The sequence below is a fragment of the Paraburkholderia terricola genome (genome assembly GCF_900142195.1).
GTDB lineage: Bacteria > Pseudomonadota > Gammaproteobacteria > Burkholderiales > Burkholderiaceae > Paraburkholderia > Paraburkholderia terricola.
The window spans coordinates 283,719-309,258 of record NZ_FRAB01000001.1 but is presented as its reverse complement, the minus strand read 5'-3'; the positions used below and the strand labels follow the sequence as shown (position 1 = coordinate 309,258).

At 63.6% G+C, this 25,540-nt stretch carries 34 protein-coding genes and 1 tRNA gene; 20 read left to right on the top strand and 15 right to left on the bottom strand.

The genetic code is table 11. The features are described 5' to 3' along the window. Positions 1 to 24 precede the first annotated feature (24 nt). Together BUE39_RS01405 and BUE39_RS01400 are read left to right on the top strand one after the other, a co-directional pair. Entirely contained in the window at positions 25 to 522 is a 498-nt protein-coding gene (locus tag BUE39_RS01405; RefSeq protein ID WP_073426859.1) for a heme-degrading domain-containing protein, read from the top strand. Between the two features lie 10 nt (positions 523 to 532). Beyond that, positions 533 to 865 carry a DMT family transporter gene (locus BUE39_RS01400; protein WP_374709854.1) on the top strand — a complete coding sequence of 111 codons (333 nt, stop codon included), beginning with the start codon at positions 533 to 535 and terminating at the stop codon, positions 863 to 865. Positions 866 to 903: 38 nt separating this feature from the next. Here the strand turns inward: BUE39_RS01400 and BUE39_RS01395 are convergent, their stop codons facing one another. Next, a complete protein-coding gene (locus BUE39_RS01395) occupies positions 904 to 1,302 on the bottom strand; it encodes a hypothetical protein (RefSeq protein ID WP_073426857.1) in 399 nt (132 codons plus the stop codon). Between the two features lie 113 nt (positions 1,303 to 1,415). Then, a complete protein-coding gene (locus BUE39_RS01390) occupies positions 1,416 to 1,643 on the bottom strand; it encodes a hypothetical protein (protein WP_090518671.1) in 228 nt (75 codons plus the stop codon). A 224-nt stretch (positions 1,644 to 1,867) separates the two neighbouring features. On the opposite strand from BUE39_RS01390, the gene BUE39_RS01385 reads away from it, so the two are divergent. The 3 genes from BUE39_RS01385 to BUE39_RS01375 all read left to right on the top strand — a co-directional run bounded on the left by BUE39_RS01385 (position 1,868) and on the right by BUE39_RS01375 (position 4,034). Then, the gene (locus BUE39_RS01385; RefSeq protein ID WP_073426855.1) at positions 1,868 to 2,170 is read left to right on the top strand and encodes a hypothetical protein; all 303 of its coding nucleotides are present in this window, start codon (positions 1,868 to 1,870) and stop codon (positions 2,168 to 2,170) included. Further along, the gene (locus BUE39_RS01380; protein ID WP_235004786.1) at positions 2,170 to 2,595 is read left to right on the top strand and encodes a DUF1488 family protein; all 426 of its coding nucleotides are present in this window, start codon (positions 2,170 to 2,172) and stop codon (positions 2,593 to 2,595) included. The genes BUE39_RS01385 and BUE39_RS01380 overlap by 1 nt, the downstream gene beginning before the upstream one ends. Positions 2,596 to 2,891: 296 nt before the next feature. Continuing rightward, on the top strand, positions 2,892 to 4,034 hold the full coding sequence (locus tag BUE39_RS01375; RefSeq protein ID WP_073426854.1) for an enoyl-CoA hydratase/isomerase family protein: 1,143 nt from the start codon (positions 2,892 to 2,894) through the stop codon (positions 4,032 to 4,034). A 56-nt stretch (positions 4,035 to 4,090) separates the two neighbouring features. Here BUE39_RS01375 and BUE39_RS35075 read toward each other — a convergent pair whose 3' ends face one another. Then, entirely contained in the window at positions 4,091 to 4,516 is a 426-nt protein-coding gene (locus BUE39_RS35075) for a hypothetical protein (RefSeq protein WP_073426853.1), read from the bottom strand. A gap of 157 nt (positions 4,517 to 4,673) precedes the next feature. After that, positions 4,674 to 4,841, bottom strand: a complete 168-nt coding sequence (locus BUE39_RS34775; protein ID WP_159442539.1) for a hypothetical protein — start codon at positions 4,839 to 4,841, stop codon at positions 4,674 to 4,676. A 209-nt stretch (positions 4,842 to 5,050) separates the two neighbouring features. Here BUE39_RS34775 and ssuD point away from each other — a divergent pair, with 209 nt between their 5' ends. Genes ssuD through BUE39_RS01350 form a run of 4 tightly spaced genes read left to right on the top strand, consistent with a single transcriptional unit; the run spans position 5,051 to position 8,421 of the window. Beyond that, positions 5,051 to 6,211, top strand: a complete 1,161-nt coding sequence (gene ssuD, locus BUE39_RS01365; RefSeq protein WP_073426852.1) for an FMNH2-dependent alkanesulfonate monooxygenase — start codon at positions 5,051 to 5,053, stop codon at positions 6,209 to 6,211. Positions 6,212 to 6,267: 56 nt separating this feature from the next. Beyond that, on the top strand, positions 6,268 to 7,152 hold the full coding sequence (gene ssuC, locus BUE39_RS01360) for an aliphatic sulfonate ABC transporter permease SsuC (protein WP_073426851.1): 885 nt from the start codon (positions 6,268 to 6,270) through the stop codon (positions 7,150 to 7,152). Then, positions 7,149 to 8,159, top strand: a complete 1,011-nt coding sequence (locus tag BUE39_RS01355; protein ID WP_073426850.1) for an ATP-binding cassette domain-containing protein — start codon at positions 7,149 to 7,151, stop codon at positions 8,157 to 8,159. The genes ssuC and BUE39_RS01355 overlap by 4 nt, the downstream gene beginning before the upstream one ends. Before the next feature lie 46 nt (positions 8,160 to 8,205). Next, complete coding sequence (locus BUE39_RS01350) at positions 8,206 to 8,421, top strand: TOBE domain-containing protein (protein WP_073426849.1); 216 nt, start codon at positions 8,206 to 8,208, stop codon at positions 8,419 to 8,421. A gap of 34 nt (positions 8,422 to 8,455) precedes the next feature. On the opposite strand, the gene BUE39_RS01345 is transcribed toward BUE39_RS01350, so the two are convergent. Next, the gene (locus BUE39_RS01345) at positions 8,456 to 8,737 is read right to left on the bottom strand and encodes a hypothetical protein (RefSeq protein ID WP_073426946.1); all 282 of its coding nucleotides are present in this window, start codon (positions 8,735 to 8,737) and stop codon (positions 8,456 to 8,458) included. 283 nt (positions 8,738 to 9,020) lie between these two features. Here BUE39_RS01345 and BUE39_RS01340 point away from each other — a divergent pair, with 283 nt between their 5' ends. The 3 genes from BUE39_RS01340 (at position 9,021) to BUE39_RS01330 (ending at position 9,994) form a co-directional block, all read left to right on the top strand. After that, positions 9,021 to 9,218 carry a hypothetical protein gene (locus tag BUE39_RS01340; RefSeq protein ID WP_073426848.1) on the top strand — a complete coding sequence of 66 codons (198 nt, stop codon included), beginning with the start codon at positions 9,021 to 9,023 and terminating at the stop codon, positions 9,216 to 9,218. 108 nt (positions 9,219 to 9,326) lie between these two features. Next, the gene (locus BUE39_RS01335) at positions 9,327 to 9,569 is read left to right on the top strand and encodes a DUF6566 family protein (RefSeq protein ID WP_073426847.1); all 243 of its coding nucleotides are present in this window, start codon (positions 9,327 to 9,329) and stop codon (positions 9,567 to 9,569) included. 71 nt (positions 9,570 to 9,640) lie between these two features. Next, complete coding sequence (locus tag BUE39_RS01330) at positions 9,641 to 9,994, top strand: glyoxalase superfamily protein (RefSeq protein WP_073426846.1); 354 nt, start codon at positions 9,641 to 9,643, stop codon at positions 9,992 to 9,994. A 159-nt stretch (positions 9,995 to 10,153) separates the two neighbouring features. On the opposite strand, the gene BUE39_RS01325 is transcribed toward BUE39_RS01330, so the two are convergent. Next, on the bottom strand, positions 10,154 to 10,420 hold the full coding sequence (locus BUE39_RS01325; RefSeq protein ID WP_073426845.1) for a hypothetical protein: 267 nt from the start codon (positions 10,418 to 10,420) through the stop codon (positions 10,154 to 10,156). 578 nt (positions 10,421 to 10,998) lie between these two features. On the opposite strand from BUE39_RS01325, the gene BUE39_RS01320 reads away from it, so the two are divergent. After that, on the top strand, positions 10,999 to 12,039 hold the full coding sequence (locus BUE39_RS01320) for a methyltransferase domain-containing protein (RefSeq protein ID WP_073426844.1): 1,041 nt from the start codon (positions 10,999 to 11,001) through the stop codon (positions 12,037 to 12,039). A gap of 133 nt (positions 12,040 to 12,172) precedes the next feature. On the opposite strand, the gene BUE39_RS01315 is transcribed toward BUE39_RS01320, so the two are convergent. The 4 genes from BUE39_RS01315 to BUE39_RS01300 all read right to left on the bottom strand — a co-directional run bounded on the left by BUE39_RS01315 (position 12,173) and on the right by BUE39_RS01300 (position 14,272). Further along, positions 12,173 to 12,248: transfer RNA gene (locus tag BUE39_RS01315), tRNA-His, on the bottom strand. Positions 12,249 to 12,337: 89 nt separating this feature from the next. Continuing rightward, entirely contained in the window at positions 12,338 to 13,339 is a 1,002-nt protein-coding gene (dusA, locus tag BUE39_RS01310) for a tRNA dihydrouridine(20/20a) synthase DusA (RefSeq protein WP_073426843.1), read from the bottom strand. A gap of 132 nt (positions 13,340 to 13,471) precedes the next feature. Next, complete coding sequence (locus tag BUE39_RS01305) at positions 13,472 to 13,804, bottom strand: hypothetical protein (RefSeq protein ID WP_073426842.1); 333 nt, start codon at positions 13,802 to 13,804, stop codon at positions 13,472 to 13,474. A 255-nt stretch (positions 13,805 to 14,059) separates the two neighbouring features. Beyond that, positions 14,060 to 14,272, bottom strand: a complete 213-nt coding sequence (locus BUE39_RS01300; protein WP_027798895.1) for a DUF3820 family protein — start codon at positions 14,270 to 14,272, stop codon at positions 14,060 to 14,062. Between the two features lie 152 nt (positions 14,273 to 14,424). On the opposite strand from BUE39_RS01300, the gene BUE39_RS01295 reads away from it, so the two are divergent. Both BUE39_RS01295 and BUE39_RS01290 read left to right on the top strand, forming a co-directional pair. Continuing rightward, a complete protein-coding gene (locus tag BUE39_RS01295; RefSeq protein WP_073426841.1) occupies positions 14,425 to 15,477 on the top strand; it encodes an NADP(H)-dependent aldo-keto reductase in 1,053 nt (350 codons plus the stop codon). Positions 15,478 to 15,961: 484 nt separating this feature from the next. Further along, positions 15,962 to 16,384 carry a hypothetical protein gene (locus BUE39_RS01290; RefSeq protein ID WP_073426840.1) on the top strand — a complete coding sequence of 141 codons (423 nt, stop codon included), beginning with the start codon at positions 15,962 to 15,964 and terminating at the stop codon, positions 16,382 to 16,384. Positions 16,385 to 16,450: 66 nt separating this feature from the next. On the opposite strand, the gene BUE39_RS01285 is transcribed toward BUE39_RS01290, so the two are convergent. Both BUE39_RS01285 and nodI read right to left on the bottom strand, forming a co-directional pair. Then, positions 16,451 to 17,284 carry an ABC transporter permease gene (locus BUE39_RS01285; RefSeq protein WP_073426839.1) on the bottom strand — a complete coding sequence of 278 codons (834 nt, stop codon included), beginning with the start codon at positions 17,282 to 17,284 and terminating at the stop codon, positions 16,451 to 16,453. A gap of 48 nt (positions 17,285 to 17,332) precedes the next feature. Beyond that, the gene (gene nodI, locus BUE39_RS01280; protein ID WP_073426838.1) at positions 17,333 to 18,247 is read right to left on the bottom strand and encodes a nodulation factor ABC transporter ATP-binding protein NodI; all 915 of its coding nucleotides are present in this window, start codon (positions 18,245 to 18,247) and stop codon (positions 17,333 to 17,335) included. A gap of 276 nt (positions 18,248 to 18,523) precedes the next feature. Between nodI and BUE39_RS01275 the strand changes: the two genes are divergently transcribed. Next, the gene (locus tag BUE39_RS01275; RefSeq protein WP_073426945.1) at positions 18,524 to 18,988 is read left to right on the top strand and encodes a universal stress protein; all 465 of its coding nucleotides are present in this window, start codon (positions 18,524 to 18,526) and stop codon (positions 18,986 to 18,988) included. A gap of 93 nt (positions 18,989 to 19,081) precedes the next feature. Here BUE39_RS01275 and BUE39_RS01270 read toward each other — a convergent pair whose 3' ends face one another. The 3 genes from BUE39_RS01270 to lexA all read right to left on the bottom strand — a co-directional run bounded on the left by BUE39_RS01270 (position 19,082) and on the right by lexA (position 20,884). Beyond that, entirely contained in the window at positions 19,082 to 19,738 is a 657-nt protein-coding gene (locus BUE39_RS01270; protein WP_073426837.1) for a DUF2939 domain-containing protein, read from the bottom strand. Between the two features lie 87 nt (positions 19,739 to 19,825). After that, entirely contained in the window at positions 19,826 to 20,170 is a 345-nt protein-coding gene (locus BUE39_RS01265) for a hypothetical protein (protein WP_073426836.1), read from the bottom strand. A 63-nt stretch (positions 20,171 to 20,233) separates the two neighbouring features. Then, complete coding sequence (gene lexA, locus BUE39_RS01260) at positions 20,234 to 20,884, bottom strand: transcriptional repressor LexA (RefSeq protein WP_073426835.1); 651 nt, start codon at positions 20,882 to 20,884, stop codon at positions 20,234 to 20,236. 332 nt (positions 20,885 to 21,216) lie between these two features. Between lexA and BUE39_RS01255 the strand changes: the two genes are divergently transcribed. The 4 genes from BUE39_RS01255 to BUE39_RS01240 all read left to right on the top strand — a co-directional run bounded on the left by BUE39_RS01255 (position 21,217) and on the right by BUE39_RS01240 (position 25,450). After that, positions 21,217 to 22,257, top strand: a complete 1,041-nt coding sequence (locus tag BUE39_RS01255) for a sulfate ABC transporter substrate-binding protein (RefSeq protein ID WP_073426834.1) — start codon at positions 21,217 to 21,219, stop codon at positions 22,255 to 22,257. Between the two features lie 138 nt (positions 22,258 to 22,395). Beyond that, positions 22,396 to 23,292 carry a sulfate ABC transporter permease subunit CysT gene (gene cysT, locus BUE39_RS01250; RefSeq protein ID WP_073426833.1) on the top strand — a complete coding sequence of 299 codons (897 nt, stop codon included), beginning with the start codon at positions 22,396 to 22,398 and terminating at the stop codon, positions 23,290 to 23,292. Continuing rightward, positions 23,289 to 24,392: a sulfate ABC transporter permease subunit CysW gene (cysW, locus tag BUE39_RS01245; protein WP_176035735.1), complete on the top strand. Its 1,104-nt coding sequence runs from the start codon at positions 23,289 to 23,291 to the stop codon at positions 24,390 to 24,392. Before cysT ends, cysW begins: the two co-directional genes overlap by 4 nt. Continuing rightward, entirely contained in the window at positions 24,392 to 25,450 is a 1,059-nt protein-coding gene (locus BUE39_RS01240) for a sulfate/molybdate ABC transporter ATP-binding protein (protein WP_073426832.1), read from the top strand. The genes cysW and BUE39_RS01240 overlap by 1 nt, the downstream gene beginning before the upstream one ends. Positions 25,451 to 25,540: the final 90 nt, after the last annotated feature.

Here is a 25,540-nt window from a genome sequence, read left to right as displayed (position 1 = left end):
CAACTCTTTCCTTGCTCGAACCTCATGGACATCGCTCACGATCTGCAGGTGATTACCGCTCAGGAACACGCGCTGGTGTTCCCACGATTCGACGCCGACCGGGCATGGCAGGTCGGCGCCTATCTGCACGAAGTCGCCAAGGCGCGCGGCATCGCGGCCGCCATCGACGTGCGCACCTTCGGTCAGCCGCTGTTCTTCAGTCTGCTCGAGGGCGCGACGCCGGACAACGTCGACTGGGCGCGCCGCAAGGGCAATACGGTTGCGCATTTCCGGCGCAGTTCGTACGCGATCGGCCTGAAGATGCAGCTGGCGGGCAGCACGCTCGCCGACAAGCACGGCTTGCCGGCCGCCGAATACGCGTCGCACGGCGGCGCGTTTCCCTTGACGGTGGCGGGCGCCGGCGTGATCGGCTCGATCACGGTGTCCGGCCTGCCGCAGCGCGCCGATCACGAACTGGTCGTGGAAGCGTTGTGCGCGCACCTCGGCGTCGACTACGGCAAGCTCGCGCTTGCAAAGGCCTGAGGCGATGCGCGTGCCTCCTTATGCGTTGCTCGGCATCGCCATCGTTGCCGAAGTGATTGCCACCTCGGCGATGCGGGCGTCGGAGGGTTTCTCGCGGTTCGTGCCGTCGGCGGTGGTCGTGCTCGGCTACGGCGTCGCGTTCTATTGCCTGTCGCTCACGCTCAAGAGCATTCCGGTCGGCATCGTCTACGCGGTGTGGTCGGGCGCCGGCATCGTGCTGATCACGCTGGTCGCGCTGCTGCTGTATCGCCAGGTGCCCGACGTGCCGGCCGTGATCGGACTCGGACTGATCATTTCGGGCGTCGCGGTGCTGAACATGTTTTCAAAGATGCAGGCGCATTGAATCGTCGCCTGCATGAGCCTGCATGAACGCGCCCGGCGTTATTTGCAGCGCACGATCATCGAACGGTTCTTCACGTTGGCCGAGACGACGTTAGTGATGCTGCCGCCCGCCATGCCGCCTTCGTCGTTGTCTTTCGACACGATGTCGTAGCCGGTCGCGCCGCAGGCGTTGCCGGCTTGCACGTAGCACGAGGCCCAACTGGAAGCGGCGTCGGCGCCGCTGCAGTTCACGGCGAATCCTGTCTGGCCGTTCGGCAGGTTGATCAGCGAAGTGGTGTTCGACGATGCGCAGCCGCCAAGCCCCGTTGCCAGCAATACAGCGGCGGGCAGGGCGGCGAACCGGGACGCCCGGCGGACCCGAGCGAGCGCTACGCTGGCTCGCAGTCGCTGCAAGCGGCCGGCGCGGACAACGAGGCCCAAGTGCGTCATGAAATGCATCGTGATGTTTTCCTTTCAAAGAGAGATCGCGGCCCGCCAGGTACACAGAGAGTGCGCCTGCCCGGCTAGGGCATGTCGATCGTGGTGCCCGCCGCGCCGACCAGCCGGCGGCTTTACGTGCCGTTTTCGGTGGCGGCGTCTTCGCAGATGCCGATGGCTTTCGACATGTCGATGCCGTGGCTTTCCGCATAAGCAAACCATGCGTTCGCCGCCTCCTGCTCCGGTAATTCGTAGTTCCGCGGAAAATATTTTCCCATATTGCGCTCGCTGGACTCGAAACCGGGTGACTGCTTCAGCATGGACCATGCCGACAGTCCGTTCGACCGGCGCATGCCGAACAAGTGCGAATCGGCGTCTCGCGCCGCCCGCAACGGGTCATCGGCTTGCTGACGCCGTCACCGCATGCAGGCCGCAGAACTTATCGCCTTGAGGCGCGCCTTACTGATTGACCTGCCGCGAGCGCATGCATGCAACGGCCCGTTCAGATTCACGCGGGCTCGATGCGCTACGGCGGCAGCGTCCGCTTATCACACACAAAGCGATACACACAACGAGGAGAGCGAACATGGCTGAACGGGTCAGTGGCCCTTATCGCGGCTACTACATCAGCGCCGCCGCGCGTCTCGTGCCCGCGGCCGACGCGCCGGCCACGGGCGCCGGCGTCGGCGTTGACGCAAAGGGCACCGCCAGGAGCGGCACCTACGTCGGCACGGTGAGTCTCGCCGAACTCGGTCCGGACGATCCGCATCGCATCGAAACCCTGCTCGAACTCGGCGACGCACAGCGCTTCGGCAGCGAGGAAGAAGCGCTTGCGTTCGTCGAACAGGCCGCGCGCGATTACGTCGACCGTCTGCTCGGAGGCCATTGATGGCGGCGCGTGAGGTCGAGCAGGACGCCCCGCCAGGCTGGACCGAGGTCCGGCCGCGCGAGTACCATATCGGGGTTGTCCGGAGCCGGCCGGTTCTCGCCGGCGCCGGTTTCCTGCCGGATACTTCTGATGAGGCGACCATGGAAATTCGGTTTCCCGCGGACGCACCTGCTTACCGCGACTCCAATCTGACCGTTGTGTTTCCCGCGCTGGTGGACGGCGAAACGGTGCCGTGCGCCATTTCGGTCGAAGCGCTCGAAGATCACTTCGGCGCCTACTCCGAGGATCCCGAAGGCTGGATGCGTGCGTTCGACGCCGGGCGTCGGCGCATCGAGGCAGTGGCGCGCGAGCACTTGCAGATCAGCAACGGCACGCCCGTGCTGCTCAAGAGCGGCCACTTTCCACCGGGTAACGCGGCGGGTTGAGCGGGCCCGATGCGATTTCATGCGTCGCATCGAACGCCTGGTGGGACGTTGTTGGCAGGTCGTTGGCGGCAAGCATGTCGGCCGAGCAAACGGGCGGCGCACGGGCAACAACTCCGCTGACCCAGCCGTCGATCCAAAGTCCGCGTGGAAGGCCGGCAAGAACCGACATCGGGACGGATGCAGCGCGGCATACCTGCATAACCGCCGAGCCGCCGAACCCGCCGCCAAGGTCAAATCATCGAGTGCGTGATAACGTTCAATCCCAATTCACTTCGCGCCAGCCCGCCTAGCACTCCATGTCCATTTCCACCTCGCCCGCCGTCAGCGACGAAATCGCGACTTACGTAGCCAACCGCATCGGCTTCATCGAACTGGAGAGGCCGAAGGCGCTCAACGCGCTCTCCACCGGCATGATTCGCGCGATGCACGCGGCGCTCGACCAATGGCGCGAGGATCCCGACGTGCTCGCCGTGGTGGTGCGCAGCCAGCACCCGCGCGCGTTCTGCGCGGGCGGCGACGTGCGCTTCCTGTACGAGTCGGCGCAGCGCGGCGAGCAGGACCCGCGCGACACGTTTTTCATCGAGGAATACCGCCTGAATCACGCGATTTTCACGTATCCGAAGCCGTATATCGCGTTGATGAACGGCGTCGTGATGGGCGGCGGCATGGGCATTTCGCAAGGCGCGCACCGCACGGGCGGCCTGCGCGTCGTCACCGATTCGACGAAGATGGCGATGCCCGAGACCCGCATCGGGCTCTTTCCCGATGTCGGCGCGAGCTGGTTTCTGGCCCGCACGCCGGGTGCGATCGGCCGTTATCTCGCGGTAACCGGCGAGGCGATCGGCGCGGCCGACGCGCTTTACGCGGGTCTCGCCGACACCTACATCGAGGACGCGGCGTTGCCCGCGCTAGTCGACACCTTGCGCGGCGAACTGTTCGAGCGAGGCGCGGACGTGGTGGCGTGCGTCGAGCGTGAGACGGCCGCGCATCGGGTCGTGCCGGAGCCCGACGCGTCGCCGCTCGCCAACGCGCGCGCGTTGATCGACCGGCATTTCGCGTTGCCCGAACTCGCGCGGATTCTCGCTTCGCTCGAACGGGCGCGCGATGGCGACGCCGATCCCGATGCCGCCGAATGGGCCGAGCAAACGATCGCCGTGTTGCGCGAACGCTCGCCGTTGTCGATGGCGGTATCGCTGGAAGTGGTGACGCGCGCCGAGGGCTCGATGGCCGACGTGCTGCGCGGCGATCTCGATCTGACGCGCTCATGCTTCTTGCATGGCGATACGATCGAAGGGATTCGCGCGCGCATCATCGACAAGGACAACGCGCCGCGTTGGCGTTTCGATCGCATCGAAGACGTGAGCGCCGTCGAGGTGGAGAAAATGTTCGAAAGCCCGTGGCCGGCCAACGAACATCCGCTGCGCGAATTGCGCGGTTAGGTTTCGGCGTTATTTCGGCGTTATTTCGACATTGACGTTCGGTCCGCTCGGCCCGCTCAGTCGTCGTACTCGCTTGCCATGAACGCGCGCATGAACACCAGCGCGCCCCAGCCCCACATCGCATTCGCCGCGAAACCCACCGCGAGGCGCGGCAGCATGTTGCCGCTCGGCCAGATGCCGCGCAGCGGATCGACCACGAACACGCTCGCCGCCGTCAGCGCGACGCCGCCGAACACGAAGGCCGGCACCCACGGCGCGCGCCTCTCCGGCGCGATGCGCAAGAGCCACGCCATCAGCACGGCCCAGAACGCGCTCCAGATCGCGTTGGCGATGAATTCGGGCAAACCGAGCGGCAAAAACGGCGCGGTCGAAAACCCGGTCGGATCGATCAGCCCGGCTGCGTGCAGCAGCGCCAGCGTCGATTCATGAAAGAAGAGGGATGCCAGAAAACCGGCGACGAACGGCAGGATGAGTTTTTGCATGCATTGCACCGCCAGGGTACAAGCGGTGCGGTTCGCATGGCCTGTACCGGATTATTGGAAACGTGCGCCATTATATCTATGGGTACCCGCTTTCCCGCGTGCATCGAGCGCAACATCCGTATGCTTTAGCGTCGGGCTAATCACGGAAGTGGAAAACCTAAGCTAAAAAAAATCGTTCAAAAGCCGCGGCCCGATCCATAGACTGTTTCTCCATGCAGACGGCGTTTGCCGCCGTCGCCCGTTTAATCGCGCGCATGACGCGCACGTCTCTGTCGAGGGAAGCCGTCGCGATGTCCTGTCTGATGCCGATCTTCAGCCGCGCCACGGCGCACGCGCGTTCGCGGTCGCGCCGCCGATACTAAGCCGCAATACCAAGCCGCCAAGCCGCCAAGCCGCGCCAGGCGCGGCACTTCCGTCTCCCTTGCGCCTGCTTCACCCGGCCGCGCGCCGGCGGGATGCGCGCGGCCGGCGTGTGCGCGGGCGCTTCACGCACCGTCTCCAATCAACGCAGTTTCGAACAGGCAGGAGCAGCAAATGAATGTGTTCTGGTTCATTCCGACTCACGGCGACAGTCGCTATCTCGGTACGTCCCAAGGCGCACGCGCAGCCGATTACGACTACTTCCGGCAGATCGCGATCGCCGCCGATACGCTCGGCTACGAAGGCGTGCTGCTGCCGACGGGCCGCTCGTGCGAGGACGCATGGGTCGTCGCGTCGAGCCTGATCGCCGCGACCCAACGCCTGAAGTTCCTGGTGGCGATCCGTCCGGGCCTTTCGTCGCCGGGTCTCGCCGCGCGCATGGCGGCGACCTTCGACCGGTTGTCGAACGGGCGTCTGCTGATCAACGTCGTGACCGGCGGCGATGCGGCGGAACTGGAAGGCGACGGCGTGTTCGTCGATCACGACACGCGCTATGAAATCACCGACGAATTCCTGCACATCTGGCGCAAGCTGCTCGCCGCTTCGCATACCAACGACGCGATCGCGTTCGACGGCAAGCATCTGAGTTCGAAGGGCGGCAAGGCGTTGTATCCGCCGGTGCAGAAGCCGCATCCGCCGCTGTGGTTCGGCGGTTCGTCGGCGGCGGCGCACGACATCGCGGGCGACCATATCGACACCTATCTGACGTGGGGCGAACCGCCCGCGGCCGTCGCGAGGAAAATCGCCGACATTCGCGCGCGCGCCGCGGCACGCGGCCGCACGATCCGGTTCGGGATTCGTCTGCACGTGATCGTGCGCGAGACCGAGGAAGAAGCATGGGCCGCCGCGGACCAACTGATCAGCAAGCTCGACGACGACACCATCGCACGCGCGCAGGCCTCGTTCTCGAAGATGGATTCCGAAGGACAGCGCCGCATGGCCGCGTTGCACGGCGGCAAGCGCGGCGGGCGCGCCGAGCTCGAGGTGTATCCGAATCTGTGGGCGGGCGTGGGGCTGGTGCGCGGCGGCGCGGGCACGGCGCTGGTCGGCAATCCCGAGCAGGTGGCCGCGCGCATGAAGGAATACGCGGACCTCGGCATCGAGACGTTCATTCTGTCCGGCTATCCGCATCTGGAAGAGTCGTATCGCTTCGCCGAGCTGGTGTTTCCGCTGCTGCCGAACCGGCAGAGCAAGACTTCGAATGGACCGCTGTCGGGGCCGTTCGGCGAGATCGTCGGCAACAACTATCTGCCGAAGGCGGCGAGTTCCAGTTGAGCGCGCGTGCCGCCGACGGCGGCGATGCTCATCGATAAGCAATGAGGAAAGTGATCATGGCTCAATCCAGTTTGAATGCCGATGCAGGCGGCGGCGTTGGCGCGAATGCGCGTGCCAATGCGGACCCAAGCTCGGCCGCGAATGCCCGCGGGATTCTCGACGTCTTGCGCCGCGCCGGCGCGCATCTCGCGCCCTGGCTCGCGCCGCTCGCGATTCTGCTCGCGTGGGAATTCGCCGCGCGCAGCGGGATTCTGTCGACACGCGTTCTGCCCGAACCGCTCGCGGTCGTGAAGGCCGCGTGGTCGTTGGTTCAGTCAGGTGAAATGTGGGCCGACGTGAAGGTCAGCACGTGGCGCGCGGTATCGGGCTTCGCGGTCGGCGGCGGAATCGGACTCGTGCTCGGCCTCGCAACGGGGCTCTTCAAGCCCGCCGAGATCGCGCTCGATTCGACCGTGCAGATGGTGCGCAACATCCCCGCGCTCGCGATGATTCCGCTCGTGATTCTGTGGTTCGGCATCGAGGAAGAAGCCAAGCTGTTCCTGGTTGCGCTCGGCGTGTTCTTTCCGATCTACGTGAATACCTTTCACGGCATCCGCTCGGTGGACGCCAATCTGATCGAAATGGCGCGCAGTTACGGCGTGAGAGGTTTCGCGCTGTACCGGCACGTGATTCTGCCGGGCGCGTTGCCGTCGATTCTGGTTGGCGTGCGCTTCGCGTTCGGGCTCATGTGGGTCACGCTGATCGTCGCGGAAACCATCTCCGCGCAGTCGGGCATCGGCTACATGACGATGAACGCGCGCGAATTCCTGCAAACCGATGTGGTGGTGGTCGGCATTCTGCTGTACGCGGCGCTCGGCAAGCTCGCCGACGTGCTGGCGAAGAGCCTCGAGCGCGTCTCGCTGCGCTGGCACCCGGCTTATCAACGAGGAGCGAAAGTATGAGCGCAACGACATTGTCGGCGTCGTTCGGCGGCATCGCGGGCAGTGATCTGGAAGCCGAACTGGAACAGCCGCGCACCGTCGATCACGACGCCGGCGAAGCCGCGGGCTTCGAGCGCGCGGATCAGGTGCGCGATCTCAAGCAGGGTCGCGAGCACGCGGGCCGGCTGCCCCCGGCGGGCGCGCTCGCCCGCGACGACGCGCGCCGTCGCGCCGACTATTCAGTGCAATTGCGCGGCGTCGGCAAGCAGTATGGCGAGCGCAAGGTGTTGTCCGATCTGGATCTGTCGATCGAGCGCGGCAGTTTCGTCGCGATCGTCGGCCGCAGCGGCTGCGGAAAATCGACCTTGCTGCGGCTCGTCGCCGGTCTGGAAAAGTCCACCTCGGGCGTGCTGGAAAAGCGCACTGAAGATGGCCGTCCGCTCGACACGCGCATCATGTTCCAGGACGCGCGCCTGTTGCCCTGGAAGACCGTGCTGCAAAACGTGATGCTCGGCCTCGGCCGCGGCGCGCGTGAGGATGCGCGCGCTGTGCTCGCCGAAGTCGGCTTGCTCGAACGCGCCGACGATTGGCCCGCGCGGCTTTCGGGCGGCCAGCGGCAGCGCGTGGCGTTGGCGCGGGCGCTCGTGCATCGGCCGCAATTGCTGCTGCTCGACGAGCCGCTCGGAGCGCTCGACGCGTTGACGCGCATCGAAATGCACGCGCTGATCGAACGCTTGTGGCGTGAGCATCGATTCACCGCGCTGCTGGTGACGCATGACGTGCATGAAGCGGTGGCGCTCGGCGACCGGATTTTGCTGATCGAGGACGGGCGCATCGCGCTCGATCAGCCGGTGCCGCTCGCGCGTCCGCGGGCGAGCGCATCGGCGGGCTTCGCCGCGCTCGAAGACCATGTGTTGCAACGGGTATTGAAGACCGCGCCGAACGACGACGCGCTGTCTTATCGTGCGTACGACGCAGTTAACGAAGGCCGTCTCACGCGGCCGACAGACGTCCGTTGGGCCGTCTGACCTTCCTTGATCGACCGTTTCGATCGCTTTCCTGGAGTCACTCGATATGAGCATTTCCGCTATCAACGTACGCAATCAGTTCAAAGGCAAGGTCAAGGAAATCATCCGCGGACCGGTGGTGTCCGAAGTCGATGTGGATACGCCGTTCGGTATCGTCACCTCGGTCATCACCACCCGCTCGATCGACGAACTCGAACTCAAGGTCGGCTCGGAAGTGGTCGCGCTGGTGAAGTCGACGGAGGTGTCGATCGCACGTTTGTAGAACCGCTGACGAAAGCCGCTCCCGCGCGCCGGCGCTACTTCGCGTTTGCGCCGCTGGCGGGCGGCTCGTGCATCATTTTGTCGTTGGTCGGATGGCGCGGGCGCTTGATCGGCATATTGTCCGGATTGCTCGAACCGCCCGACCCCGAGGCCGATTCAGGCGGCTTCACCATCGAGGCGGTGTCGCTCTGCGTCGGTTGCTTTGGTTGCGTCGGTTGCTTTGATTGTGTCGTTTGCGCGAACGCCGTCGTGCCGCTCGCTACGAACACCGCGAGCGCGACGCCCGCGGTCAGCGCTGTCAATCTGCTTCGCTCCATTTCGTCCTCCATTGCCATGCCGCCTGCTGGATTTGACGCGGCCACGTTCGTGCGACTCGCGCTCGCGAGGAAAATTCGCGCGGGCCGCATCGCGTTGCGGTTTTCATGCGCCCACGGCTTCAAACGCGGGGCGTAACGCCGGACACACGTCGTGGAGCGCGTCGCCGGCCAAGCGATAACAGGCACGCAATGCGTATGCCCATCGCGCTGCGTCGACGCATCCGCACCTGCATACGCCCTCGAAACTTGCTAGGATGAATTGAACAAGTCGACGGAGACGGCCATGTCGAAGTCATTGAGTCCTGAAGCGGTCGAAGCGTTGCGGCGCCTGAACGACGTCGGCGTCGGACAGCACGCGCCGAAGTTCGCGCAGTCGGTCAAGGCGGAATTGCTGGCAAGCGGCCTGGTCGCCGAGGCGGGCGACGACGAGGTCGAGATCACCTGCAACGGCCGGCAGTATCTGTCAGGCGATTGCGATTGATCCGTCGGCGATAAGCGGACGCGGGCCGGTGCAAGTCGCGAGCCGTGCGCTCGCCGGCTGGACGGGCTTGGCCGCCGTCACGTCGCCTGCAATCACAAGGAGGCGGGCATGGAGCCGAAAGGCATCGACATGGGCGATTACCAGGAGCGCTATCAGGACTACGACATCGAGGTCGCGGTCGAGCAGGTGCTCACCGGTGTCAAGGCGCATTTCAGGGTGCTGCGGGGCGACGCGGTGGTGGTCGACTGGCGGCTCGTCCATATCGACAGCCTATGGTCCACCGAGCACGCCGCCGCCGAAGCGGGTTTCCAGGCCGCGCGCGAAGTGATCGACGCGGGCCTCGCGACCTGAGCACGGGTGCGTGAAATCGCGGGCGCGTTCGATTAAGCTGGCTGTCTCGTCGTCATTTGCAGGAGAGCGCTGTGCATCTCGCGCGTGCCATCCCGATCATTCGTATCTTCTCCGAGGCAAAAGCGAGAGAGTTCTATGTGGACTTTCTCGGCTTCACCGTCGAATGGGAACATCGGTTCGAAGACAATTTTCCGCTCTATGCCCAGGTGCGCCGCTCCGACCTGGTTCTGCATCTGAGCGAGCATCATGGCGACGCGACGCCGGGTTCGACGATTTTCGTTCCCGTGCAGGACATCGACGCGTTGCACGCGGAACTTCAGGGCAAGAACTACAAGTACGCGAAACCGGGCGTCGAGGCGCTGCCGTGGGGAAGGGTGCTGGAGACGGTCGATCCGTTCGGTAACCGGATCAGGTTCTGCGAGTAGCCAACACAGCCACGAGCGGAATCAGGCTGCGTAGTAACGATGCCGCTCGCCGGTATTGCGGGCGCAATGCCGCGTAAACGGAAGCGGGCGCCGGCATTCATCATGCGCGGCGCCCGCTTCAATCACTGCCCGTGGCGGGCAGTGATCGGCCAGGCGTGCTTAGTGGCCGAAGAAAACCGATTGCGGGCCCGACACCGGTTCACGCGTACCCGATTGCGACGACACGTTTTGCACGCCGCCGTAAGCATTGGATTCAGCGTTAGCGCGTTCAGCCGCAACGGTCTGCGCGTTCTGGCCTTGTTGCGAGGCCGGTGCGCCGACCGACGGACGGTAGAACGGCGCCGGGCCGTAGCCGCTCGCGAAAGCGGGGGCGGCGATCGAGGCGGAAACAGCAACCAACAGGGCGGCGATGAGCTTGGTCTTCATGGTATGACTCCGATAACGTTTCGACTTCAGTTCAGGAAGACGTCGCGACAGAGGCCGGGAGGTGTGTCTGCAACGTCGATGTGAAGCAGTGTATACCCCTACTATCGAAGATTTGTGCCGATAATCTGAAATTACTATTCTCGATACTGGAATAATCTGTCAGACGCAGAGGCGACAAGCCTGCGCGGCGTTTCGACCCCGGTTGGCAAGGCTTTTCGTAACTGAAAAACCAGATTGGGAGCGCGGTTTATCGGAGGACTTCGCGTCAACGTTACTGATGCCCAAGACATATATCGGGCTGTCGTTCCGGATCACCTAACAATAAAAATGGGTCGACGGGTTTTCACAGTGCCGTTCGCGAATTTCCGCTGTTTGCGTTTTTCGGCGCGACGGTGACAAACGATTAAACAGGTGCAACGCTCAATAAAAAACAAAAAATCACAACTCATGTGCCGCACTGCTTTTCGCCATTTTCCTGGTGGATGCCTGGGAAGTCGGAAATCGCTCATCATTTGTCGCGCGCGGTTTCGCGCAGTGAACTAGACTTGCCGCTAGAACAAAATCTAAGGGGATCGGGCATGCAGAGGCGGGAGAAACTGCTTTTTAATCTCGATGTTTCGAAATTGGTGGGCATTGAAATCGGCGCGCTCGACAAACCGTTCATCCAGCGAAATGACGGGAATATCCTCTACGTCGACTATACCGACCGTGAGGGCCTCGTCGAAAAATACAGGCAGGACCCCAACGTTAATGTCGAAAATATCGTCCGCGTTGACGCGATATGGGGCGAAAACACCCTGGCTGACGCCGTCGATCATCGAAAAGTTGATTATGTGATCGCCTCGCACGTCATTGAGCACGTGCCCGACCTCATTACGTGGCTCGCCGAACTTCGCAGCATTCTGAAAGACACCGGCGAAGTCCGTCTGATGATCCCAGACAGACGGTTCACGTTCGATTATTTGCGCGAGGAAACGCGCTTCGCGGATGTCGTGAACAGCTTCCTGTTGCGAGCCCGTGTTCCGCAGCCTCATTCCGTGCTGGACTTCCTGTTGAACGCAGTTCGGCTAGACTGCGCCGCCGCATGGGACGGGAAAATTGAAACTGGCGAACTCGTAAAATTTCAGACGTTCGAGAATGCAGTAAAGATCGCGCGGGACGTCCTCGATAACGGTACATACCATGACGTGCACTGTTGGGTCTTTACGCCAAAATCGTTCGGCGGTTTAATGGCGCAAATGGCGGATGTCGGATTGCTCGATTTTGCGTGCGACCGCTTCCACGACACGGAGAAGTACACGTTCGAGTTCTTTGTATCGCTGCGCCCGTCAAGTGACCGGCGTCTTATTGCCAGGTCATGGCGACGCATGGCTGAGATGGCGAAAGACATGCCGGATTCCGCAACGCACGCGTGCAGAGATGCCACGCCTCAAAAGCGAGACCCCGCGAACTGCACTTATACGATGGACGAAATCCGCGCGATGAAAACTACCGTGGAACCATTGGATCTCGACCACGGCATCAGTGCCGAATGGGCATATAGCCGTGATCCGTTAGGGTGGGCGCATGCCACCCGCTCCTCACATATGACGCGAAACGATGTATCCGGCGACACGTGAGGGTAGGCCACTTCGCGAGCCGGGCGAAACCAGAAACACAAAAGCCCCGGAGTAGATTTCCGAAAACAAAAAGCCGTTCCGAATATTCCGGAACGGCTTTTGAATGCCTAACTTTTGAAGCGTCTGAATTCTTTGGGGTGGCTGATGGGGCTCGAACCCACGACAACAGGAATCACAATCCTGGACTCTACCAACTGAGCTACAGCCACCACTGACATCTGCTTGGCTTGCCTAAAAAACATGGCTCGCCGACGAAGAAACGAGATTATACGAACAAGAATCCGACTTGCCTAGTCCTTTATTCAAAAATTTCGACTGGCTCGCGCAGTTGCTGTCTTGCCTCGTCGAAAATCGACAGGTCGCGTGCAGCCAGCCGTTTGCTGTCGGATAACACACGACGCCATCCGCGTGCGCCCGCCTCGCCGCGATAGAGGCCGAGCGCGTGGCGCGTGATTGCACCGAGATACGTGCCGCGCGCCATTTCAGCCGCGCAATAGTCGATCAGCTTCGCTTCGACCTGCTCGCGCGTGAGCGGCGTTTGCGCCGAGCCATAAAAGCGTGCATCGACGTCGGCCAGCACATAGGGATTGTGATAAGCCTCGCGTCCAAGCATCACGCCGTCGACGTGTTGAAGATGCGTTTCTACTTCGTCGAGCGTCTTGATGCCGCCGTTGATGATGATCTCCAGCTGCGGGAAATCGCGCTTCAGTCGATACGCGTAGTCGTATTTGAGCGGCGGGATCTCGCGGTTCTCCTTCGGGCTCAAGCCCTTGAGAATCGCGTTGCGCGCATGCACGACAAAGACGTTGCAGCCGGCGTCCGCGATCGTGCCGACGAAATCGCGCACGAAGCCATACTCCTCGACCGCGTCGACGCCGATCCGGTGCTTGACCGTTACCGGCACCGACACGGCATCGCGCATTGCCTTCACGCAGTCGGCGACGAGTTGCGGCTCGTTCATCAGACACGCGCCGAACGCACCGCGCTGCACGCGCTCGGACGGACAGCCGCAGTTCAGATTGATCTCGTCGTAGCCCCATTGCTCGCCCAGCTTGGCCGAACGGGCGAGGTCGTCAGGCTCGCTGCCGCCGAGTTGCAACGCGACCGGCGCTTCTTCCGGCGCAAACGCTAGATGACGCGGCACGTCGCCGTGGAGCAGCGCACCGGTCGTGACCATCTCCGTGTAAAGCCACGTATGGCGCGAAATCATGCGATGCAGCGAGCGGCAGTGACGATCCGTCCAGTCCATCATGGGTGCGACCGAAACGCGGCGCGGACTGGGAGTTTGAACTGAAGACATGGCGGCCAGGCGGCTTGAATCAAAATGCGATTTTACCGCAAGGCACCCGATGTCCTGGCTCGCTTACCGATCCGTTTATCGCGCTGGCGGAGCGACCCAGATGCGCGACCCGGAATGCGCGACCCAGCCGCGTCAATGCCAACGACCCCCACGCCCGCCGCCGCTCCATGAACTTCCGCCGTGGGAGCCGCCATATCCACCGCCGTGCCAGCCGTTCCCACCGTGCCAGCCGCCACCACCGTGGCCGCCATGCCAGCGCCCACCGTCGCCGCGGTAATAACAGCAGGACGAGCCGCCCCAGATGCCTATCGTGCCGTACACCGGTTGGTACGGCGGCCCGTATGCGTAACCGTAGCCGGGGTAATAGGATTGACCGTAGGCGTAGTCATATCCCGGCGCGACCGCGCATCCCGCGAGACTCGCCACTACAGCCAATAGAGCCGTCGATGCAATCAGCTTGCTCACGATCTTCTCCTTCGTGGATAAGGATCAGAAAGATCGTGCGTAAGAGAGTTCAGCGGCGGTTGTGTCCGCAAGTTACCGCCGTCGCGCGTCATTGGGCGTGCACTATCGCTGCACCCCGGTTCAACGCCATGACAGCAAGGCAAGGCCGCGAACTTTTCGCGCCTCAGCGGTTCTCCGCGTCGTAACAGTTAGTTAAATTTTTCGAGCCGCAACCCTAGGCGCGCTGTCACGTTCCCATCAGACGAAAGCTTCGCCTCAGCGCTTGCGCAAAGGCTCGATGAGGGACGACAAACCGTTGTGATCGATCTCGTGCATCAAGGCGAGCAGCCGGCCGATTTCGCCCGGCGGAAAGCCCTGGCTCGCGAACCAGTTCAGATAGTGGCCGGGCAGGTCCGCGATCACACGGCCTTTGTACTTCCCGTAAGGCATCACGCGCGTGACCAGCAGTTCGAGGTGTTCGGGATTCATCGTGGGGAGATCGACGCAAAAATTATTGAGCGCGGCTGAGTCGACAGAGCCGGTTGGCGCTGTTCGAACGGCATTTTAGCCGTGCTGCACGCATGACGCCGGCGTGGTAACGTCAGCGCTTTCCGTTCATACAAATCAACAGGACAAGTTCGATGGAATACCGCAGACTCGGCGACTCCGACGTGCAGGTCAGCCTGATCGGCCTCGGCACCATGACATGGGGCGAGCAGAACACCGAGCAGGAAGCGCATGCGCAGATCGACTATGCGCTCGACCACGGCGTCAACCTGATCGACACCGCTGAAATGTACCCGGTGCCGCCGCGCGCCGAAACGCAAGGCTCGACGGAGCGCTTCATCGGCACGTGGCTCGGGCGGCATCGCGGCGCGCGCGAGAAGATCGTGCTCGCCACCAAGATCGCCGGCCCCGCGCGTCAACCGCACAACCCGCGACATATTCGCGGCGAAGGCAATCAGTTCGACCGTAAGAATCTGACGGAAGCGCTGAACGACAGCCTCACGCGCTTGCAAACGGATTACGTCGATCTGTATCAATTGCACTGGCCGGATCGCAGCACGATGACGTTCGGCCGCACGGCGTACCCTTGGGTCGACGACGCGTACACGGTGCCGATCGAAGAGACGTTGTCGGTGCTCGCCGAGTTCGTGAAGGCGGGCAAGGTGCGGCACATCGGCGTGTCGAATGAAACGCCGTGGGGCGTCGCGCAGTTTCTGCGCGCGGCCGAAAAGCTCGGCTTGCCGCGCATCGTCAGCATCCAGAATCCGTACAGCCTGCTCAATCGCACCTACGAAGTGGGGCTCTCCGAATACGCGCATCGCGACAACATCGGCTTGCTCGCTTATTCGCCGCTGGCCTTCGGCTGGCTGTCGGGCAAGTATGAAGGCGGCGCGCGGCCGGCGGGCGCCCGCATCTCGCTGTTCGAGCGCTTTCAACGCTACAGCAAGCCGCAATCGATCCAGGCGACCACGCGTTATGTGGAACTGGCGAAACGTCACGGCTTGTCGCCCGCGCAATTCGCGCTCGCGTTCGTCAACAGCCGGCCGTTTTTGACCAGCAATCTGATCGGCGCCACGTCGCTCGATCAGCTGAGGGAAAACATCGCGAGCGCGGACGTCAAGCTTCCGGTTGAGGCGCTCGCGGAAATCGATGCGCTGCACGAGTTGCAGCCGAACCCGGCGCCTTGATGGAGTGGCCTGGGCGCGTTGCCTCGTGATCGATTCGAGCGACGCGCCTGAACGTCGTCGGAACGTGCCCCGGCCTCGTTGCCGGGATAGTGATGTGGCGTGGGGTTGCGTGGGTTGGTTGCGCCTTGCTTCAACGCCATCGCGTTCGGCGAATCTTTCGCTTCGCGCGCCACCGCACACGGCTTCGGACAGACGGCGGCAATCAAGCTCGCCAGCACCGTTTCAAACGATGCGAAGCATGCGGCAAACCATCGGAATTGCTGCAGGCGCCGCGCTCGACCGGCGCTTCAAAACCAAATCTCCCAAGCCGGAACACGAATCACGACCTAAACTGTGGTGGACGGGGCGGGCTGTCGGACCGGGCCGCGCGGATCGCCATGCCGGGATGCACGCCAATGGTAGGATTCAGCCCGAAAAACGGCGAGCGGCGGCGGATCAATGCGGCGTGCCGCCTACAACAGAGCGATAGGACTCAGGACATCGAATGGCGCAACAAAAAACAAACCCAAAACTCGAGCAGGCGCTGACGCGCGGGGACCTTGCAATTCGTCAGGCGAACTCGGCGCGCGCGACCGCATTGCTGCGTGCATTGGCCAAGATGATCGTCGACGCTTCCGCGACGATCGGCGTGGAGGCGTTCACGCTGATACCCGACGGCGACAAGATTTACGATCCCGCCGACGGACTATGGCCGCAGGAATTGCTGATCTCGCTCGACGGTCCTGTCGAAGAGGCGGATCCCGATGAGCTTCGCACGGTCAGGCTGATCGCCGACGACCCAGGCACGGTGTTTCGCGTTGAATGGCAGCGCGCCGACGGCAAGATCGGCCGCCAGGATGGCGGGCCGTTCGCGACGGTCGCGTTCATCTCCGACGTGGATATTCCGTGGACGGACGACGAGGACTGAGAACAGTCCATTCGCGGCGGGCGACAGGAGCGCGCCGTCCGCCGCCGTGTTGGAAATAACCCCGCGCTACTTCATCATCCGGCGCCGGAACAGCACCGCCGAGACGACGAACCCACCCACCGCATACACCGCCAGCACCGCGACGTGCAAAACCGCGTCCTCGACGGGCCGCCCGAGCATTGCCGGGCGAATCAGATCGACGGCGTGCGCGAGGGGCAACACCTGGGTCGCGGCACGCGCGGCGGCGGGCAGTTGCGAAGCGGGAAAGAACACGCCGGAGAGCAACAGCATCGGCGTCAACACCAGCGTCTGATAAAACATAAAGAAGTCATACGATGGCGCGAGTGCCGTCACCACCATCGCGATACTGGCGAACGCGAGCCCGGTCAGCACGATGACCGGCAACGCCAGCAGCATCGACGGAAAGTTCGCGTAGCCGAGCGCGCCGGCCACCAGCATGATCGCCGTGCCGGACAGCACCGACTTACTGCCCGCCCAGATCACTTCACCGAGCACGATGTCGCCGAGCGTGAGCGGCGTGTGCATGATCGCCTCCCAGGTGCGCTGCACGTGCATGCGCGAGAAGCCCGAGTACATCGACTCGAAACTCGCGGACATCATCACGCTCGACGCGACCGTGCCGGCCGCCAGAAACGCGATATACGACACGCCGTCGACGTGTCCGACCATCAGGCCGGGCCCGAAGCCGAGCCCGAACAGATAGATCATCGGATCGGCGAGATTGCCGAACATCGAGGCGATCGCGAGCTTTCTCCACACCAGATAGTTGCGGCGCCACACCGCAATCCAGTTCACGGCGTTCGCGGGCAACGCGGCGAACGGTTCCTGCCTCGACGGTGCGTCGCCGTTGCCGTGTGTTTCGTAAGTGCGTGCGTCCATTGCGTGTCTCGTGCGGTGTCGTTGTAGCCGTAACAGATTTGCCCGGCGTCAGTCCTGCATCTCGCGGCCGGTGAGCCGCAGGAACACATCTTCCAGATTCGCCGGACGATGCAGATAGCGCAGGTCGGCGCGTTGCTTGAGCCGCGCATGCACCGGCTGCGCGTCGTTCACATAGCAGAAGAGCGTCTCACCGCTGATCTCGGTTCGCTCGACAAGCGGCGCCAGTTCGTCGCGCAACGCAACCGGGTCGGGACCGAAGATCTCGATCACGTCGCAGCCGATCTCCGACGCGATCAACGTGCTCGGCGCGCCCTCGGCGATCTTGCGTCCTTCCTCGATCACGCACAGCCGGTTGCAGAGCCGCTCGGCTTCTTCCATGAAATGCGTGGTCAGCAGGATCGTCTTGCCGCGCGCGAGCAACGAGCGCAGCCGCTCCCAGATCAGATGCCGCGCCTGGGGGTCGAGGCCGGTGGTCGGTTCGTCCATGATCAGCACGTCGGGGTCGTTGACGAGCGCCCGCGCGAGCGTCAGGCGCCGCTTCATGCCGCCCGATAGCTCGCTCACGCGCGCATCCGCCTTGCTTTCGAGGCGCGCGAATTCGAGCAGCGACGGCACCATCGCGCGGCATTGCGCGGCGCTCAGTCCGAAGTAACGGCCGAACACCAGCAGGTTCTCGCGCACCGTGAAGTCGGGATCGAGATTGTCGAACTGCGGCACCACGCCGACGCGCGCCCGCGCCACCCGCGCGCGGCGCGGAATCGGCTCGCCGCACAGGCGGATCACGCCGGCATCCGGTGCGGCGATGCCGAGCAGCATGCGCAGCGTGGTGGTCTTGCCCGCGCCGTTGGGGCCGAGCAAGCCGAAGCATTCGCCGGCATCGACGTGAAACGAGAGCCCGTCGACGACTGTTTTGTCGCCGTAGCTTTTCTTGACCTGCTGGAATTCAATGGGGGCTTCGGGCATGGGATCGATGGAGGTTCCGGGAAAAACTCGCCGATGGTGCTAAGGGCCGGGAAGGCCGTCTATTCTAGGGCATCGGCGAGTTGCCGTCGGCGAGCCCGCAGCCGTTCCGAGCGCGTTTCTTGCACTGCCGCAAACCTCGCAAGACAGCCTCGATCCCGATCAAAACCCCGCACGCTCCGGATCGGTGCGCACTTAGCGTTTTCCATCCCTTGCAAGCTGAATTGCGGCGCACCATGATTCATGAAGACCGCGCTTTTCGCGGGTAGGGAGAAAATCATGGCGAGCTACAAGAAAATCCTGCTGTGCTACGACGGCTCGCGCGAAGGCCGCAAGGCGTTGCGTTGCGGCGCCGACCTGGCGTTGGATCTGAAGGCGGAAACGCATCTGTTGTCCGTGGTCGACATGCGTTCGAGCATTGCGCAAAGCGCGGGCCTGCTGACCGATGTGGCCTGCGGCAGTTTCGAGAAGACCGCCCGCGACATTCTGCAGGAAGGGGTGGACTGGCTCACCGAGCGTGGCGTGACCGCGCAAGGGCACTTTGCGTTCGGCCATCCAATCGACGAGATCGCGAATCTCGCCAACGAGTTGAACGTGGACCTCGTGGTGGTCGGTCACCGTTGCCGCACCGGTTTGTCGCGATGGTGGATGGGCGCGGGCAATACGCCGTTGCTCGACCGCGTATCGTGCAGCATCCTGGTGGCGTGTTCCTCCGCGCAGGAGCAGCAGCAAGCGGCGGCTTGATGCGCGGGAAGTGTGGCAAGTGTGGCGCGTGGCCGAGTGCGGTCCTGACAGGAAAACGGTTGCTCTTCCAGCTCCGTTCATGCGAACAGACAATCACTCATTCAAATTGACAGCGCTCAGCTTCCAGGTGAGCAGGCCTTCACGCTGGAAGATCGCCGAATAACGTGCGTCGCCGGCGCCATGCCGGTAAGTAACGACGAACTGGTTGAGGCCGCGATAGCCCGCCGTGGTTTCCGGCGGCTGCGGCGGCGCGGCGTTCTTGTTTGCCGCGCTGTTGGCCGAGCCTCCCGCGGTGGGCGATGCAGGCACGGGCGCCGGCGCGGGTGTTGCGGGCGGATTGTTGGCCGCGGGCGGAGCAGGCGGCCGCTCGCCAGGATTGCCGCGCGGCGGCATGCCGTTCAGCAATGCCGCCACGCCGTCCGGCGTCGCATAAGCGTTCACCAGCGGACCGATCAATGCCACGCCGATCATCGCGCCGATCGCGGCTAATGGATTGCCGTTGCCCTGCGCGTCGAGCCGGCGTGTCAGCAAGCCTGTGACCTCCTGCTTCAGGCTCTCGCGCAACGCGGGAAAGTCGACGTATTGATTGACGGTTTGCGCGTCGCGCGCGTCCGCCGCGCGCTTGAGATTATTCAGCGCGATATACGGCGACGCGTAGACGAACCCCAGCGCGGCGATCACCACAATCACAACTAGAGTGACGATCAAGGGCCGGTTGGCGCCGCGCTTCGTGCGTGTCGAAACTGCCATCGGGTGGGACTCTCCATCGCGTTTGATCTAGCGTGGACCGTGGCCACGCAAAAACGATCCCACGCGACAACGGTATCTGAAAGCCGATCAGGACTCGAATACGGCGCCGTGCACGTTGGCCTCGTCAGCGATGCAGCGATCGATCATGCGGCATACGGCCTCCATGGTGCCGACCATGATGAGCCGCGACGGCCCGTGATAAACCCGAACCGGTGCGCGCCGCTCCGGCTCCGCCATATTCAACCCGGCATTCAACGACACGCGGGCAAAGGCGGGCAACGACGACGGCAAGCTCGATACCCCGTCGGGCGAGTCGAACAGCGATGGCGTGCTGACCGCGGGCGCTCCGCTCACTGAGCAGGGCACCAGCTTGCGCAGACGGCGCAGACGACCGAACTGGCGAAAGGGCAGCAGGCGGGCAAGGCGTTCCATGAGTCTCTCCAGGCGATTCAACGTTGGGGCGGCTGCGATCCGGCGAACCGGCGAGCGGGCGGGTTAAAACTCTCCGGGGCGGATCAGCCCCACGGCGATACCCTCCAGCGCGAAATCCGCGCTGCCGGTTTCAACGAAGATGTTGTCGTAATCGGGGTTCTCGGCGATCAGCTCGATACCGTTTGGCCGGCGCTTCAGGCGCTTGACCGTGACGTCGTCGCCGAGCCGGGCGATGATGATCTGGCCGTCTTTCGCCTCGCTGCGCTTTTGCACCGCGAGCAGGTCGCCGTCGAAGATGCCGGCGTCGCGCATGGACAGCCCGCGCACTTTCAGCAGGTAATCGGGCTTGCTCGAGAAGAGCGCCGGGTCGCATGCGTAATGCTGCGAGATATGTTCCTGCGCGAGTATCGGGCTACCCGCGGCGACCCGGCCGATCAGCGGCAACGACAGTTGCATGATGCTCGCGTGCGGCAGCGTGAACTGGTGCGGCGAGTCTTCGGGGCTGGTGAGAAGGCGTATGCCGCGCGATGCGCCGGCCGCCAGTTCGATGACACCCTTGCGAGCGAGCGCGCGCAGATGTTCTTCTGCCGAGTTGGCCGAGCTGAAGCCCAGTTCGGCGGCGATCTCCGCGCGGGTGGGCGGAAAACCGGTGCGTTCGATGGCCCGGCGGATCAGATCGAAAACCTGCTGCTGTCGTGCGGTGAGTTTTGTCATGGCGCCACTGTATGTATGAACAGGTGGCTGTATTTTTATACAGTATCCGGCGCAATTCAAGCTTTACTTTAAGTTCGTGCGGGCAGGCGACGAAGTGGAGTCGTGGAAACGTCCGAACCGGACGCTCCAACACCCGTTTTCGTGCCGCAACGCCTTATCTGGCTGTCATTACCACTTTTGCGTATTAAAGAATGAAGAAACATTATTTTTAATGATGAAAGCCCTTCGATAGACTGGCCTCCAGTTGGCGCCACGCACGCGTGGCCGCACGCAGACGACGCAAAACAACATCACACGCCGTTTCAACGGACCACAACGCGGAGAAAGTTGGCATGAACCATCGACACACGGGGCTGGCAGGCAAGACGAAGAAACTGATCGCGGCGCTCGCCTTCGGCGCGGCAGCCGCGCTCGGCGTCGCGGGGCAGGCGCACGCCGCCGACACGACGCTGCTGAACGTGTCCTACGACCCGACGCGCGAGCTCTACCAGGACGTCAACCAGGCGTTCGGCAAGGAGTGGAAGGCAAAAACCGGCGAAACGATCACCTTCAAGCAGTCGCACGGCGGCTCGGGCGCGCAGGCGCGCTCCGTGCTCGACGGCCTGCAGGCGGACGTCGTGACTCTCGCGCTCGCCTACGACATCGACGCCCTCGCTAACAAGGGCCTGCTCGACAAGGGCTGGCAAAAGCGTCTGCCCGACAACGCATCGCCGTACACGTCGACGATCGTGTTTCTGGTGCGCAAGGGCAACCCGAAGCACATCAAGGACTGGGACGATCTGATCAAACCGGGCGTGTCGATCGTCACGCCGAACCCGAAAACCTCGGGCGGCGCGCGCTGGAACTACCTCGCGGCGTGGTCGTATGCCGCGCATCAGCCGGGCGGCAACGACCAGAAGGCGAAGGAGTTCGTCGGCAAGCTCTATAAGAATGCCGGCGTGCTCGATTCGGGCGCGCGCGGCGCGACCACCAGCTTCGTGCAACGCGGCATCGGCGACGTGCTGATCGCGTGGGAAAACGAAGCGTTCCTGTCGCTGAAGGAGTTCGGCACGGACAAGTTCGAAATCGTCGTGCCGTCCGTGAGCATCCTGGCCGAGCCGCCGGTTGCCGTGGTCGACAAAGTCGTCGACAAGCGCGGCACGCGCAAGCTGGCCGAGGCGTATCTGAACTTCCTGTACAGCGAGCAGGGCCAGGAGATCGCCGCGAAGAACTTCTACCGGCCGCGTTCGAACAAGGTGCCGGCGGAGTTGACCTCGAAGTTTCCGAAGCTGAAGCTGTACACGGTGGACGACTCGTTCGGCGGCTGGACGAACGCGCAGAAAACGCACTTCGCGGACGGCGGCGTATTCGATTCGATCTATCAGCCGCAGTAAGACCGCCGGTGCCGGCAACGGCATCGACCGAGCGACGCGGCAACGCGTCCAATCCGGGCGCGCCCCAGTGGCGCGCTTTGGCCAGCCAGGGCCCGGCGGCCAGAACACGCAGGCGTGAACCCTGAAAGAGCATTGAGCATGACGACGTTGACCTTCCGAAAACCGAGCGCCTTGCCCGGTTTTGGCCTGACACTCGGCATCACGGTGGCTTATCTGAGCCTCGTGGTGCTGATTCCGCTTGCCGCAACCTTCCTCAAGACCGCGACGCTCGACTGGGCGCAGTTCGTGCGCGCGGTGAGTTCGCCGCGCGTGCTCGCGTCGTATCGCCTGACGTTCTTCTCGGCGTTGGGCGGCGCGCTGATCAACGCGGTGTTCGGCTTTCTGGTGGCGTGGGTGCTGGTGCGCTACACGTTTCCGTTCAAGCGCATCGTCGATGCGGTGGTCGATCTGCCGTTCGCTTTGCCGACCTCCGTGGCCGGCATTTCGCTCGCGGCCGTGTACGCGGGCAACGGCTGGATCGGGCAGTTTCTCGAACCGCTCGGCATCAAGATCGCATTCACGCCGGCGGGTGTGCTGGTTGCGCTGACGTTCATCGGCTTGCCGTTCGTCGTGCGGACCGTGCAGCCAGTGCTCGAGGAGTTCGAGCGCGAACAGGAGGAGGCGGCCGCGTGCCTCGGTGCGTCGCGCTGGCTGACGTTTCGCCGCGTGGTGTTGCCGTCGGTGTTTCCGGCCCTGCTGACGGGCTTCGCGCTGGCGTTCGCGCGCGCGCTCGGCGAATACGGCTCGGTGATTTTCATCGCCGGCAATGTGCCGATGAAGTCTGAAATCACCTCGCTGCTGATCATCACCAAGCTCGAGCAATACGACTACGCGGGCGCCACGGCATTGGCCGTGGTGATGCTGGTCGTGTCCTTCCTGATGCTGCTGTTCATCAATACCTTGCAGTGGTACTTGCAGCGCCGCACCGGGCGCGGCGGCGCGGGCCCGGCGCCGGCCCCGGCAAGCGTCGCGGCGATCGGCGGAGGTGTGCGATGAGCCGCCATTCCGCCGACGGCGCGCATCGTGTGAATCGCGCGGATGGGACGGATCGGGCCGCCGTCGCCGTCGCGCCGCGCGCGCCGCTCAACGTCGCGCGCCGGCCCGATCCGGTGACCGAACCGCCGGTGGTGCGCTGGATCCTGACCGGGGTCGCGTTGCTGTTTCTCGCGCTGTTTCTCGTCGTGCCGCTCGTCGCCGTGTTCTATCAGGCGTTGAACAAGGGGCTCGGCTTCTATCTGGAATCGCTCGCCGATCCCGATGCGCTGTCGGCGATCAAGCTCACCGTGAGCACCGCGGCGATTGCCGTGCCGCTGAACCTCGTGTTCGGTCTCGCGGCTTCCTGGTGCATCGCCAAGTTCGAATTCCGCGGCAAGGCGCTGTTGACCACGCTGATCGATCTGCCGTTCTCGGTTTCGCCGGTGATCTCGGGCTTGATCTACGTGCTGCTGTTCGGCGCGCAAGGCTGGTTCGGCCCGTGGCTGCAAGCCCATGACGTGCAGATCATCTTCGCGGTGCCGGGCATCGTGCTGGCGACGATCTTCGTCACGTTCCCGTTCGTCGCGCGCGAACTGATTCCGCTGATGCAGGCGCAAGGCAACGACGAGGAAGAAGCCGCTCACGTGCTCGGCGCCTCGGGCTGGCAGATTTTCCGCCGCGTCACGCTGCCGAACGTCAAGTGGGGCCTGCTGTACGGCGTGATCCTGTGCAACGCGCGGGCGATGGGCGAGTTCGGCGCGGTGTCGGTGGTGTCGGGCCATATTCGCGGCCAGACCGACACGATGCCGCTGCACGTCGAAATTCTCTACAACGAGTACAACTTCTCGGCGGCGTTCGCGGTGGCGTCGGTGCTCGCGTTGCTCGCGCTCGTCACGCTGGCGCTCAAGCTGCTCGCCGAGCGGCATATGTCGGCGGAACTGTCGGCGGCGCGCGACGTGCCCGCGTATGCCGGGCCCGTCACGCCGGCGCCGGCTTCACAGCCTGGTTCACAGCCTGGTTCGCAGCCTGGTTCTGAGCCTGGCTCGCGGACCGCTTCACAGACCACCTCGCAATCCGTCAATGCATCGCAGCCACACCCGCTCAAGCAAGGAGAGCTGTAATGGGTATCACCGTTCGTAACCTGCAGAAGCGCTTCGGCGATTTCGTCGCGCTCGATAACGTCTCGCTCGATTTCCCGCCGGGCGAACTGGTTGCGCTGCTCGGGCCCTCGGGTTGCGGCAAGACGACCTTGTTGCGGGTGATCGCCGGGCTCGAATACGCGGACGGCGGCCAGGTCGTGCTGCAAGGCCAGGACGTCGCGACGGTCGGCGCGCGCGAACGCGAAGTCGGCTTCGTATTCCAGCATTACGCGCTGTTCCGTCACATGACGGTGTTCGAGAACGTCGCGTTCGGTCTGCGTGTGAAACCGCGCAAGGAGCGTCCCTCGGAAGCGGTGATTCGCGAGAAGGTGCACGAACTGCTGAAGCTCGTGCAACTCGACTGGCTCGCGCAACGGTATCCGTCGGAGCTGTCGGGCGGCCAGCGGCAGCGGATCGCGCTGGCGCGCGCGTTGGCCGTCGAGCCGAAGGTGCTGCTGCTGGACGAACCGTTCGGCGCGCTCGACGCGAAGGTGCGCAAGGAATTGCGTAGCTGGCTGCGGCGTCTGCATGACGATCTGCATATCTCGACGATCTTCGTCACGCACGATCAGGAAGAGGCGCTCGAAGTGGCCGACCGCATCGTCGTGCTCAATCGCGGGCACGTGGAGCAGGTGGGCAGTCCGCAGGACGTGTACGACCATCCGCAAACCTCGTTCGTCTACGAGTTTCTCGGCGCGGCGAACCGCCTGCACGGCAACGTCGATTCGAGCGGCTTCGTGGTCGACGGCGCGGCGCTGCCGGTCGCGATCACCGCGGGATTCAGCGGGCCGGCCTTCGCTTATGTGCGTCCGCACGATCTGCAGTTGTACCCGCAGGCGGCCGGTCATCGCGAAGGCATCGTCGTCGACGTGCGGCGCGTGGTGACGCTGGGCGGCTCGGTGCGGGTCGAACTCGCGGGCCGCGAAGGCAACCTGCTCGAAGCCGAACTCGATCGCGAAGCGTGGCGCGATCTGCAACTGGCGGTCGGCGATGGCGTGACCGCCGTGCCGCGCGCATTGCGCGTGTTTCCGGCGCAATGAATGACGTCGTGAAGCCCGCAGTGAAGCGGGCAACGACCCCCGGCGTTTCGATCGAACTCAAATAACTCACTCTGGCTGAACCGGAGACAT